The organism is Streptomyces sp. cg40 (genome assembly GCF_050320165.1).
GTDB classification, from domain to species: Bacteria; Actinomycetota; Actinomycetes; order Streptomycetales; family Streptomycetaceae; genus Streptomyces; species Streptomyces hokutonensis.
Genome location: NZ_CP190128.1, coordinates 9,874,424 through 9,888,837 on the forward strand (window position 1 = coordinate 9,874,424; position 14,414 = coordinate 9,888,837).

The following is a 14,414-nucleotide window of genomic DNA, read 5'->3' on the forward strand; positions in this document are numbered from 1 at the left end:
GTCGAGATGCCCCCCGAGCTGGCCTGGGTCGCCCGGCTGGCGGTCGGGCAGGCCTGGCCGAAGGGCAACGAGGACCACCTGCATACCCTCGGCCAGGCGTGGAACGATGCCGCGCAGGAGCTCAAGGGCATCAGCGGGGAGCTCGGCGCGTCCGGCAACGGAGTCCTGGCGAGCGTGGGCGGGGAGGTCGCGGACCAGTTCCAGGCCTTCGTCACGCAACTGGAGTCCAGCCTGCCGGAGATGGCGGAGTCCGCGAACCAGCTGGGCAAGCTCGGCAAGAACACCGCCGTCCAGGTCGAGTACTCCAAGTACATGATCCTCGGCCAGCTCATCCTGCTGGCCGCGCAGATCGCCGAGTGGATCTTCTTCGCGCCCGAGGTCATCCCGCTCGCCATCACGGCGGCACGCGTCGCGGTGAAGATGATCCTGCGTCGGCTGCTCATCTCGATCGCGACCGGTGTCGCCCTCAACGTCGGCCTCGACGTCGCCGTCCAGACCATCCAGTTCCTCAAGGGCGACCGCACCGAGTGGTCCACCCAGAACACCCTCTCCGCCGTGGTGTCGGGTGCGATCGGCGGGGCCGTTGGCGGCGTCTTCTTCGGCGTGGGGGGCGTCTTGGCGCCCAAGTTCGCGCACTCGCTGTTCGGCAAGGGCATCCTCGGCGCGGCCACCGGCATCGGCACCGCCGGGATCATGTACGGCATCTACCACAGTGGGGAGGACGAGTTCGGCTCGTCCATCAGCGCGGGTGTGCTGGGGGCGCTGGGCGGCGGCGGAAAGCGACGGTTCGGCGGCAAGGGCGACACGGTGAATGTGGACCCCGTCCACGTGAACGTGCCGGAGGCGCTCACATTCGAGCTGCCCGGAGTGGTGCCGGCCGACAAGACGGAACTGCCCGGCACGGACACCTTCAAGGAACCGACGGACAGCACGACGACGGCCGGCACGAACGGGACCGGGCACACGAACGCTTCGGCTGCCACGACCAGACCGGCGGCCGATGCCGCCGAGACGGAGCACGGCGCCTCCCGCACCGGGAACGCGGGGTCCGTGCACGGGACGTCCCACGCCGCGTCCACTCCGGTCACCGCCGAACACGAGAACGGACTGCCCGGATTCACGACCACCGTCACCACCGCGTCGAGCACAACGGCGAGTACGACGACGTCCTCCGCCGGCTCCTCGTCCGCCACCCGCGCGGGGGCGCCCGCCACCACGCCGACCCGCGTCACGACGGGCGGCGGCAGCACGACCGGAACAGGAACCGGAACCACGGCCGCGAACGTGAGCCGCCCCACGACCACCAGCGGCTCAGGTACCACCACTGCCACCGGCTCCGCGCGTCCGTCCACGGTGAGCACGGGCACGGCGAGCACGGGCACGGCGAGCACGGGCACGGTGAACCCGAGCACCGACCGTGGCACCGGCTCCACCGGCCCGGCGTCGCCCGTCCGCGCGGAGTCCGGCACCCCGTCGGCCGCCGGAACGCGTACGCAGGCCGCCGGACCGGAAACCGCCGGGCCGACGGAGTCCACCGCCACCGTGAGCACGACGCAGCCCGAGGTCAAGGCCGGTGCCGGTGCCACCGCGCACGAGACCGCCGCCGTATCGCAGCCGGAGACCGCGGCAGCCGCCGGCCGGCCCCGCCAAGAGGCCGCCGCGCCGGTCCCGGACCCCACTCCACCCCCCGGTGGGCGCCCCGACGGATCGGCCTCGCCCCCTCGTATGAAGCTCGACCGCACGCCCCGCATCGTCGTCCGGTCCACCTTCGAGGCACGGCGGTTCCTGTACCGGGGCGAGCCGGTCACCGACCTCACGGTCAAGGTCGCCTTCCGGAACGGTGGGGGAGGGCACGACACGGACGCCGTCTGGGCCAAGGTGACGGCCGGGGTCGAGGAGTACTTCAACGCGCCGCGGTACCACCTGCCCGGACCGGACCACACTCCCGGCACCGGTGACCGGCTGCACGTCACCGCGGTCCGCGCGAAGCCCGGCGAAGAGGCGCACCTGACGGTCGATCTCGTCGACGGCGACGGGGTCATGGACCAGCGGAGATGGCGGACGGACGCACAACCCATCGAATACGCCCACGAGTTGGGCCACCAGACGCTCAACCTGCGGGACGAGTACCGTGACCAGGCTGTTCCGCACCGCCCCGATGTCAAGGGCGGTCTGATGGGCAACTTCCACGCCGACTCGCCCGACGGGCTGCGCAGGGGTGGTCTGGGCGACCGTCATCTCCAGCTGAGCGCCGCCGTCGTCGGTGACCTCCATCTCGAGAACCTGGGACTCGCGCACGACGCCGAGTGGGAGCAGGCGCGCGTCGCGGCGACGGCCCACAAACGCAGCCACACCTGGGTCGACCCGGTCTCCGAACCGTCGCGCTACAAGACGTCGGACGGTTCCGCGCAGGACATGCCGCCGGTCGTGGCCCCGCGCACCACGACCTCGGAAGATCTCGCCAGGGCGATGGACGCGGCGATCAGGGGCCGGCGGCAGTACGTCTTCGACGACAAGTCGGACTCGGACTCGGAGTCGGACTCGGACTCGGACTCGGATTGGAGCGACGCGGAAAGTGACACGCCGGCCAGGCGCGTCCCCACCGCTGTGCCGGGACCGTCCCGTTGGACGGCTCCGGCTCCCGCCCATGCCATGGCGCAGCACCACGGCGGGACGGAAACCGAGGGACAGGCCCAGGACCGCCCCGGGTCGCCCGAGACCGAGGAGCGGACAGGGCACACTGATGCTGGCGAACACCAGCCGGTCGCGGATGAAGAGGCGGTGCCCCCTCCGACGGTCCCTGTGCTGGAGTCGCTGCCGCCCGGGCCCTTCGAGGCGCACACACTGTGGGCGGACGACGGCTTCGGCCTCTTCGGTGTGGTCGTCCAAGAGCACCGGTCCGCAGGCACGATCATTACGACCCCGCTGGCGTACTCCCACGAAAGCGAGGCGGGACGTCTCCAGGCGGAGGACGAGTTCGGCTGGCCGAGGTGGAATTACCGGAACCAGGCGTACGACGCCATGCGGGCCGCGGCCGAGCACCGGCTTCACCTGATCACCGAGCGGGCGAAGGAGATCGTCCGTACGGAGGGGGTGGACGATCGGGAACGAGAGCGTGCCGTACGTCTGTTGAAGACCGAGGAGTCCCTGAAGGACGGCCATTGGCGTCCCGAGTACCGCAGCGAGTTCCTGCGCGTGCAGATGCTCATGGGGGAGAGCGACTTCCTGAGCGATTTGCCGCAGGAGCTGGTGGTGAACGAGCGTTGGGGGGAACAGACCCCGGCCGACCCGGACGTCGCGACGACGTATGCCCTGGTCTCGCCGGACAACCCGACGGGACCGATCGGCGGTTCGCTGCGCGGACCCGACGGCGTGTCGGCGCGGTTCCACGCCTGGCTGAATGAGAACGGCGGCGACAGCGACTGGCTGGCGCTCTGGGCCGTGCAGCAGTCGGCCGGCTCCAACACCGTTGAGGCGCTGCGCTTCAAGGTGATGATGAGCCACTTCCGTCCGGCGCAGCATTCCGGAGGCTTCTACATGTCCCGCCTCGACGGCCCGGGGGTGAGGCACGACAATGCCCCGTACGAGGATCACCGGGATGCCGTGCCGGTGCTGAACTACGCCCCGGGATACGTGCGGAGCATTGTGGCCCAGCACGTCTTCACCCACGAGATCCTGACCCGGGTGAAGATGCCGAACGTGGACCCGGAGAGGGGCGTCGTCCAACTCCTGCGCCTGGACTCGCGATCTGTGGTAAACGAAGCCAACGGTGATCGCACCCCGGACACTGGCGCCCGGATCGATCTGCGGCGCGCCCCCGCGGATTCGTACAGCCTGATGAAACCGTACAAGGACCAGCACGAGACCGAGGCGCTCGGGTTGGGGCCGTTCTGGGTCACCTCGCAGGAGATTCCGCTGCACCAGGTCTTCGGAACGTACCTGCAGAGCAGGGCGCCGATCGAGGGGGAACGCGATCACCCCCTCTTCCACTACGAGAGCGAGAACGAGTTCCTCGCGATGTCCGACGGCGTGGAGACCGTCTTCCACGGAACGGACACGCCCCCCGTGCTGCAGGTGGCGCGGGAGGCGTCCGATCCGCACCCCGACGAGGTGTTCCCCCGTGCCCCTGTGGCCAACGTGACCGACCGGGCGACCATCACGCCGGAGACCGGTCAACAGGCGCATTCCGGTTCGGAGTCGGCCGGTGGCTCGGGGCACGGGGACTCGGGGGTGGTGTCCCCGGACGTGGCCCGGTCGCAGTACGGGATGCCGGAGAAGAACTTCGGCAAGTTCAGGAAGCTGGCGCGGGACCAAAATCTCGTGATCGACGTCCGGCCGACCAACACGGCCGCCCCGGACTGGCTCGACCAGCAGAAGCTGCCGAAGCCCAAGGAGATCAAGGCGAAGTCCGTCAACGACCTGGACGTGCTGCTCGGCGCCAAGGGCGAACACCGCGGTCTGATCGGCTACTTCAAGCCGGTCCTGCCCGAACGCGGGAACCACGACGACAGGACCTGGGAACAGCTCGAAAGGCGGTTCAGGCAGCGCGCCGAGGAGTTCGAGGTTCTGGCGCCGGTGATGGCCGATCTCCAGGACGAGGGCCGGTTCAAGGTCGAGGACGGCCTGGTGTACGGCCGGGTCGGTGCGGACAACTGGACCGAGATCACCGGCGACCACGACGTGTTCGACATCAGCACACCAGGCGGTACCCGGCTGAAGGGGGAACGGTACGACACGGTCGTCAACACCATGATGGCCAGCGACATGGCCGTCATGCACGGCGCGCACATGGACTGGGAGCCGACGACGCCCTTCAGCAAGGGCATCTTCAGCAAGATCGTGGAGTCCCACCAGGAGGGCGGCGAACCTCTCCTGCGCTTCCGGCCGGACCTCAACGACGCCGAACTCGTCCACGCCCCGGCAGAGTTCCGCTTCAAGGGCCTGGAACCGGCGCAGCACGACGAGCCCACCTCCCGGAACGACGGCTCGCCTCTCCCGCCCACCGACATTGCCCCTCCTCGTGTGGATTCCTCCTTCCCGCCCGCCGAAGAATCCACCACGGGACAGGGCGAGCCCCCTCGGGCGCCCAGGCGCGCGGAATCCGTCACGGCCCTCGCCGAGCCGCCGCTCGTCCGCGCCGACTCGCCGGTCACGCACGCGTCGCCGAGCCCTCATGTCGAGCACCCGGTTCTTCCCACGTCGGAGTCCGGGACGACGGCCGGTGCGCGACTCGGCGAGCCCGAGGCGCTGCCCGGGACACCGCCCGTGCTGGATCCCCTCGCGGAACCCCTGGAAAAGCCCCTTGTCGAGCCCCTTTCGGAGCCACCCGCGAAGCCTCTCGTGGAACCTCTCGCAAAGCCTCCGGCGGAGCCGGTCAAGGCCGCCGAGCCGGAGCCGACGGCCGTGGAGCCGGAGGGCGACCCCTTGCCGCCGCCTCCGCCCGGCGACGACCCGCACCGGGCCGGTGACCCCGAGACCACGGACCACCCCGCGCCGCCGCCCGCGCCGCCCGGCCTGCTGGGCGGCCGTCACCAGCAGTCGCTGGCCGGTATCCGGATCACCGACGCCCCTGGCCCGGACGACCTGCGCGAGCAGGTATTGGCGACCCTGCCCGCCGCGCACCGCACCGACCGTCAGGTCGTGCAGACTCTCGACGCGGAGTTCGACCCCGCCGACTTCCGCACCTGGCACGAGCAGATGGTCAACGGCGGCCGGCGCTTCCAGCTCCGGGTGGCCGGCGACGTGCACGACGTGGTGCTCACGGCCCGGCCCGGCCCCTGGCGACTGCGCGCGGACCAGGCACCGGCCGAGGAGAAGGAGGGCAAGAGCTTCGACCGGTCCGCCGAGGCCAAGCGCGCGGCCGAGCCGAAGAAGACCGCGCTCACCACCTCGCAGGCGGGCCTCGACCTGGCCCCGACCGTGATCCTCCCGGACGGTTCGCGGGGCGACCGGCTGGGTCTGATCACCCCTTCCGTCAAGGCGGGCGGCAGCACGCACGCGACCGACACCTCGTTGAACGCGGGCGCCGAGACGGGCACGAAGATCTCGCTCACCGGCCCCACCGACACCTACGTCTCCCCGTTCCGCTACGAGTCGACCGTCACCGGCCCCGACGGCCGCCCGCTCCCGCGCCCCGCCGGTGCCCCCCTCACCGCGGACGTGACCGCGGAGATCACCCGCCCGGACCCGGCCCCCGCGGACGGCCGCGCCAACGACTGGAACGGCTGGGACAGCGACCGCCCCGACCGCGCGGAGGGCCGGCCGCTCGACATCACCGGGCTGGCCGCGCTGCACGAGGACGTCTTCCGCAACCTGCCCCGCGAGGCCCGCCCCGGCGGCACCGCGCACAACGACATCCTGGAGTTCCTGTCCCCGAAGAACGTCGTCGACGGTTTCGAGCACGCCGCCGGCTGGGGGCTGACCTCCAAACGGCTCGACCTCAGCGACGGCGGCCACGCCTGGCTCCGGCTCACCCTGGAGCCCGGGACGTCGGCACGCGAGGGCACGGTCGCCGACAAGGACACCGTCACCGGCAAGGAGACCGGCGAGCACGCCACGGGCCGCACCGACACCTCCGGCTGGGGCCTCGGCCTGAACGGCGGCGGCGCGCGGAGGTTGTGGCAGAGCGGCACGACGAAGGAGTCGTCCTGGCTGACGGTCACCGGCGGCTACTCCTACGCCTACAGCCAGGCCCATCAGGAGAAGGGCAAGCAGACCTTCTCGCTGGAGCGGAGCCTGGAGCACAAGGGCACCGGCGACCTGGTCAGCACGGCCGTACGGTTCCGGCTCGAAGTACTGCGCGAGCGGCTGTCCCCGGGCACGGACGGTCTGCACGCGGTCCGCGCGGAACCCGACGCCGCGCCCGCCCGGGACGAGGAGAACGCGCCCGCCCCACGCACCGGCACGGTCATCCGCGTCAGCCACCAGCCGTCCGCCGCCGCCGACGGCGGCCACACTCCCGCCCCGGCCGCCGACAGCCTGCGCCGACCCCTGATCGCCGCGCGCACCGCCTTCGTCGACGTCCCCGGAGCCCGGCAGCTGGAGCGGCACATCACCGAGCGGCTGCACGAGCTGGCGCCCGGCACCCTGCCGCCGCCCGAGGGCGCGGCGGCCGGACGGGTCACTCGGCAGGCCATGGAGAACCAGCGTCTGCTGCGCGAGCGCCTCTCCCGGTCCGGGCTGCGCGCCGACGGCGGACGGCTCCTCGACGGCACCTTCCGGATCACCCTGGACACCTCCCACCTGCCGGGGCTGCCCGGTCGTACGTACGAGGTGGTCGTCCGGGCCGACATCGGGGCCGGGCACCACGACGGGGCGGCGGCGGGCACCGCGAAGGACACGGTGGCCCGAGGGCACGCCACCGACAAGGCGGTGACCCGGGGCGGCAAGCACACCCTGGGGGTCAGCGGCAATCTGCGCAGGGCACTGAACCCGCCGGACACGGTACGGGCGTTCGGGAACGCCGGTGTCGACGTCTCCTACGGCCCTTCGCGGCAGACCGTCGCCTCGGGGGAGACGCAGGCCAAGCGGACGTTCCAGCACAAGGGACCGGCGGACGCGTTCAGTTACCCGGTGACGTACCGGGTGCTGGTCGCCCCGCACAGGGAGGGAAACCCGCCGGGCACCCTGCCGGCCGAACGCCCTGCCGACGGCAGGGGAGCGGACACCGTACGCGAGGTGGTCCTCGGGGCCGACGACCGGCTGCGGGTCGAGGTACGGCAGGCGGAGCGGTCGGACTCCGCACCCCGGTATCTGCGGCCCGCCCGGCTGCCGCAGTCGCACGCCGTCACACGGGTCGCCGACGAGGCCGGCTTCCAGCGGCAGGCGCGGGCCGCGCTGGAGGCGGCGTACCGGTCCCGGGAGCCCGACGTAGAACCACCGCGGGTCCCCGAACTCGACGAGGCCGTGACGGCACTGGCCGGCCGCGCGCAGCTGCCCGGTCTGGTGTCCGCCTCGCACGCCGGCTGGGCCAACACGCTCGACCGGCACGTCGACGACGGCCGGGCCCCCGACACCGTGGGCCTGTCGGTGCGCACCCGCCTGATCGACCTGCACTACGAGGAGACGCTGTCCGGAGACAGCACCCTCGACCTGGAGCTGAAGGCGAGCGGAGCCACCACCCTCGCCGACCAGACGTCGTCGTCCGTCAAGGGCAGCCTCGGACCGGACTTCGGGCTGTTCCCCGAGACCGCGGCCGGCGCGCTCACCACCTCGTTCCAGATGCGCGGCGGCGGCAAGGGCAAGGCCGGCGGCCAGTGGGACGCCGTGGACACCCTCAAGCAGCAGACCGCCACCACCCGCAAGGTCAGCCACACCGGCACCTGGCACGTCTACCGGGCCACGGCCGAGGTGAGCGTCGCCGGCCGCCTCACCGAGGCATCCGGTGCCTCCCACGTGGGCCGCCCGATCCGTCAGCAACACGACATCCACGTCCTCCTCTCCGACGAGGACGTGACCCGTCTGCAGAACGAGGCCCTCACCGACCCGGCCGCCCTGCCCCCGGAACGCCGTGCCACCCTGCTGGACCAGGGCATCTCGGGCGGTGCTCTGGTGGAGCTGCCCGGCACCGACTCCATCCTCCAGGAGATCGACCGGCAGCTGCGCGGACCGGAGGCCGGTACCGTCCCGGTCTCCTCCCTCCCCTTCGCCGACACCTACTCACCGGACACCCTCGCCGCCCGCTACGACGAACTCGTCGGCCCCGGCATCCTGGACCGGCACGTCGAGGTGACACGCGCCGGACACGTCGTCACCGAGGTGCTGGTGCGCGGGATCACCGACGGCTGGCGCGACGACGGCTCCCGCTCGGACCGCCCCCTCACCCGTGACGTCACCGTTGCCCACACCGTCAAGGGAAAGGCCGGCGCCAAGGGCACGCTCGGTGCCGAGGGCAATCTCCGGGCCTCCGTACGCCCTCCGGCGGTGCCCCACCTCAACTCGGTCTCCATCACCCCCGCCGGCGGACTCGAAGGCGGCCGGGGCAGCAGCGCCGAGTCCGGCGTGACCACCACCGTCGGCCACAAGACGTCCGGCTACGGCGACACCAACGCCCGCTTCACCGCCGGCCTGAGCTACGAGGTCACGGTCACCCGGCGCACCGAGACCGGCCGCTTCGTACACCTGCCGGAGGAGCCGCAGACCATCGGTACCTACGCCGCGACCGCCTGGGTGCCCGAGTCCCTCACCGAGAGCGCGACCGCCGCGCCCCACCCGCACCTGCCCGGCGACGACGTCCCCCGCCCCGCACCCTCCGCCGAGCACCCGTTCGACATCGAGCTCGGTCGGGTGCCCGGACCGGGTCCGGCCGAGCGCATCGGCTGGCACAACGCCCTGCGCGAGGCGCACGACCTGGTCGGCTTCGACAACGCCAAGTCCCTGCACGACACCGCCGTCCAGGTCCAGGCGACCCCACGCCCGTGGGGCGACGGACTGCTCGGACATCTGGGCTCCTACTACTCGTGGGCCCTCTCCCGGGGGGCGGGCCTGACCCGCTGGGCGGCGCGCTCCACTCTGCCCACGCACCTGACCGGCACGGTCTCCCGCTTCCTGGACACCTTCACGGCCGACCCCCGACTGGGACACGAGCACGACCTGAGCAAGGAGCAACGCCTCACGCTGGAGGAGCAGTTCGCGATCCGCCAGGTGTTCTCCGGACAGTCGCTGCCGGCCCTGTTCCACCAGCTCGACACGCCGGCCGGCGAGTACCGGGTGCCGGGGACCTCGGTCGCCCTGTCGATGGAGGCCATCGGGCCCCCGCGGGAGGTGGGCCGCCGCGAAGCGGCCGACGACGAACTCTCCGTCGCCGTCAAGGGCGAGTCCGCCACCGCCGCCACCGACACGTTCAACTGGTCCCTCTCCCCGCTCGACTTCGCGGTGCTCACCGAGGACCCGGTGGGCAGCATCCCTCTCTCCACCGGGCGCATGACCCGGGACGAGACCTTCGACGCCACCCGCCCCGTCACCCGTACGCCCGGCACACCGAGCAGACCCACCCCCAACTCGGCGCTGCCGCACGGCATTCCGGCCACGGAACCCGGCAACGCCAAGGTCACCGGTGCGGCCTCGCTGATGCGCCAGCCCGTCAGGTTCACCGTCCGCGGCCACGACGACAACGGCCCCTACGGCACCCCCCGCACCGTCACCGGCCACATCTTCCACTGGACCGCTCCCAAGGGCCCGGCCGCTTCGTCGGCTTCGGGTTTGGCGATTGCGTTCGCTTCGGGTTCGACTGGTCGTCCGGCCGCTTCGTCGGCTTCCGGTTCGGCGATTGCGTTCGCTTCGGGCTCCACTCGCCGTCCGGCGGCCGCGTCGGCTTCCGTTGACCCGTCGTCCCTCGGGCTGTCCCGCCGCCTCACGGCGTCTTCCCTCGCCGGCTCTCCGCACCGGCCTGCCGTTCCGTCCTCTCTCGGGCCGTCCCGCCGCCTCACCGCCCCCTCCTCCGGGGCCGCGCACAGCTCCGTGGCCCCGTCGCCCCTCGACACGCCTCGCCGCGCACCCGCCGCCGCTCCTCCGTCACGCCTCTCCCCAACCGGCTCCCACCCCGCCGACACCAGCTCGCCCGAGTTCGCGCCCCGCGCGCCGCGCGCCGAAGCCGTGGCAACTGCCCCGGAACCCGTACACCCCGAGCCCCGGGCTCCCGCACCCGTCTCCATCCCCGCCCACGCCGCCGCCCCTGCACACACCCGCGACATCGCCTTCCCCGCCGAGGACGTCACCGCGCCCACCCCTACCGAGACCGCCCACATCGACACGCTCGCGGCCGAGGTGGCGCAGGACGCGGTACGGCGCGCGGAGAGCGGGCTCGGGCTGCCGGCCGTCCTGGTCACCGGGCACGGCACCGCGTCCGTGTCCGGTCTGCCCCACTTCGGCAGGGCGGTCCAGGTCGGCGCCGAACGTGCCGATGGCGTCCGCGCGCTCTTCGCGCGGCGCCTCGACGCCCATCTCCGGGACCTGGGCTCCCCGTTGACGTCGGACGCGTTCACGATCACGGCCGAGTCCCGCGGCCCGGACCTACCGCACGGCACGGACCCGGCCCAGGACACTCCGGAGGCCCGCCGCCGCGCGGTCATCACGGTCACCCACCCGTCGGGTACGGACCACGCGTCACCCGTCGCCGGTGAACATCCCAGGCTCCACGCCACCGGCTCCCCGGCTCCTTCCCACGAAGCACACGAGGCGCCCCAAGCCGCCGCATCCCCCTCGGACGACCGCCCGCCCCTGCGGCCCGAACAGTGGCGCTCCCGGCGTGAGCAGGCCGCCTGGGCCGTACTGCGGACCGAGCGGTACGACCCCGCGCGCGACCCGCTCGCGGACCGCCCCGGAGCCGGACTGCTGGGCGGACGGGACGTCGTGGTCCGTGCCGCCGTCGCCCGGATCCAGGCGGCGGACGGCCGCTGGATCCGTAACCTCTCCCTGCATCTCCCGGTGCGCTTCGGCGACGGATTCGGACCCGGTGACCTGGCCGCCTACCGCGAGCGACTCCAGTCGTTGTTGGACATGCACGTGAACGACGGGCGCCGACTGCCCGGCTCGGGCGACCAGTTGCACATCGACGTGGACCTTGAGCACCGGCCGGACCACCCGGAGGCCGTGGAGATCAGCCGGGGCGACGCGCCGCAGCGCGCCTGGGACCAGTTCACGTTCCCGCTGGGCAACCACGAGGGTGTGCGGGACGACGCCCGCGCACTCCACGAACTGCTGCACTACAGCGGTCTGCCCGACCGCTACCACGACGTCACGACGCTCTTCCGCCGCCTCGAGGAGCAGTCCGACCGGAGTGGCCTCATGGCGGACATCGACAGCATCGACGTACCCGACACCTACCTTCAGGCGATCGCCGAGGTCACCGAATCCGGTCCCGTCCTGCGCGACCTGCCCTACACCGGGGAGGACGGGAAGCCGGCCGTCGCCCCACCGGGGCTGAGCGGAGACGCCGCGCGCGAGATCCTGCTCGCGGTGGATCCGGACCCGGCGGCCCCGGCCCGGCCGCCCGCCGCCGCGCCGTTCGCCGGCCGCTCCCACGCGGAGGTCGCCGAGCTGGCCCGCCAAGTCTTCGACGAGGGAACCGAGTTGACCGGCGGCGGCCGGAACTGGCGGGGCATCGGGCGGCCCGAGTTCGACCCCACCCAGTACCACGTCCGCCACGACGACGGGGAACGCGCCCAGCACGGCATGCCCTGGGACGAGGGCGCCTATGTCGTCCTGGCCCGGGCCGGCCGTGACCACATCACCCTGGAGACCCCGCACGGGGAAGTCCGGCTGACGAGTGTCGAGGACTTTGTCGCCTTGCTGGTGCACGACCCGAAGCGCCCGCCGGACGCCGACATCGTGCTGGCCGTGAGCGGCCTTCCACAGGACGCCTTCGGCCTGCCGGAGGCGGTGTTCGCCGACACGGGGAAGCGGGTCTGGTCGCCGTCGGGCGGGGAGCTCGAACTGACCCGGGTCCGAGGGGAGGCGATGGTGGAGCGGATCGAGCTGTCCGGTCGCGACCCGCATTGGGCTCCGACCGCCTCGACGGCGGGTCCCGACCACTTCGCACACCTGCGGGCGCAGCGCCTGGCCACCAACGAGTACAGGGTCTGGGCCTCCGGGGAGGAGTCCGTGCTCTTCCACCGACTGCCCGCCACCGAGCTGAAGGCCGACCCCGCCACCTCCTCGGCCGCCCCCCTGTACCTGCCCACCCAGGAACTCGGCGTGGTGCCCGTCGGGGACTTCCCCGTGATCCATGTGTCGCAGGACCACACGCTGGCCATCGACGCCGGTGGGCTCAGCCAGCACGCGTACGCCACCGAGCAGGCCGTCGACCAGGCCAACGCCAAACTGGCCGCCGCCGGCAGCAAGGTGCGGCTGAAGGCCGACCCTGAGATCGCCCTCACCTTCATGCAGGCCGACACCCTGCCCACTCCGCCGCTGCTCCAGGTCACCCCGCAGTTCCTGACCCGCTCGGGCCGCTCCGAGGAGGAGACCTGCCGGGACTTCGCACAGATGGTGTCCGGCGAGCTCGGGGCCTCGCACGTGGTGTTCCGGACGCCGGGACGGGTCTCGACCGGCCGGATCAGCGCCCTGGACACGGCCGAGGTCACCGGCACGCACCACCTCGCCGAGTCCCTGGCCGAGGTCGCCGACGGGAAGATCGCCCCGGCCACCACCGGCCCGTCCTGGGCGGCGGCCCGGATCGCCCGGGACGACCGGGGCGTCGGCGGTCAGGGCGGCGCGCCGATGCCCGGCCGGGAGTACGGCAGCGCGCTCAGTTACGAGCACGTGGACGACCCGCGCCGCGACGCCGTGACGCGGGCGGCGCGACAGAGCGGGATCAACGAGGGAGCCTGGGCCGAGGTCGGCGAGGGCTACCTGGTCCAGTCGATCAACGCGGCCGACGACAACGGAAAGCCGACCCTTGCGGTCAACTACGCCAAGCCCACGGCGAGCAACGGCTCGCACTTCGGTTACCACTTCGCGAGCGTCGTCCTGGCCAGCGAGGACGGCCAGTCCCAGCTCACCCTGGAGAACCACGCCCGGGTCGGCAGGAACAAGACGGAGATGAGTGCCGCGGTCGAGAGGAACCTGCGCAGCTCCGCGCCCCGACTGCGCGCGCTGGCCACCCGACTGCACGAGCAGGCGCGCTTCGCGGAACGGGTGGGCGCCGACCCGGCACGCCAGAAGGCCCTCAAGTCCAAGGCCCAGCTCGCCGATCTGCTGGTCACCGCGAGGGAGGCCCGCGACCGGGGCGCGTCCGCCGAGGAGCAGGACCACACGTTCCAGCGGGCCGCCAGGGCCATGCCGAACGCCGCCTCCATGATCGACGGCAAGCACCAGTGGTACTTCCGCTCATACAGCAGGCGCCCCGGGGAGTCGATGCACGAGTCCCACGCGGAACTGCTGTCCGACGACCATGTCTCGGCCGAGGCGAACCCGCTCACCCTGGTCGTCCTTCACGGCCACGCCGTGTCCGCGCCCGAGTTCCGCTACATCCCGTTCGACACGCCCGGCACCATGGCGGACAGCGCGCGCAGCAGGCTTGACTACCTGGCCGAGCACGTCGTCCGCACCGGTCTCTGGAACCTGGCCCACGGCCTGCGTCTGCCGACCGTCCGGCTGGCCGGCCAGGGCGACGGCGGCAGGCCGGATCTCCAACGCGACCTCACCATGGCCACCCGGATCCGCGAAGAACTGCGCACCCGGATCGCCGCCCTCCTCCACGAACGCGGCGCGACCACGACCGCCGACGCCTTCACGATCCACATCGCCGCCGATCTCCGCCGCGACGACCGTGGAACCCATGGCCCCCGGGTCAGCTTCGAGGTGGATCACTGGCGCAACCTCTAGGACGACGACCCCGCCCCTGGGGATCAGCGGCGCGGGCGACGGAGACGGGGACAGGCACGGGCCTGAATACCAGGCCGGACGCCTCGTTC

1 protein-coding gene is annotated in these 14,414 nt (G+C 72.3%); it reads left to right on the plus strand.

Annotated features, from left to right (window positions below; translation table 11 throughout):
* The first annotated feature begins 6 nt into the window (after positions 1-6).
* Entirely contained in the window at positions 7-14,325 is a 14,319-nt protein-coding gene (locus ACQHII_RS44555; RefSeq protein ID WP_427924629.1) for a hypothetical protein, read from the plus strand.
* Positions 14,326-14,414: the final 89 nt, after the last annotated feature.

What these genes read in the sequence shown, in the direction of transcription:
- ACQHII_RS44555 (WP_427924629.1), top strand. Translation starts at nt 7, where the DNA reads ATGCCCCCCGAGCTGGCCTGGGTCGCCCGGCTGGCGGTCGGGCAGGCC.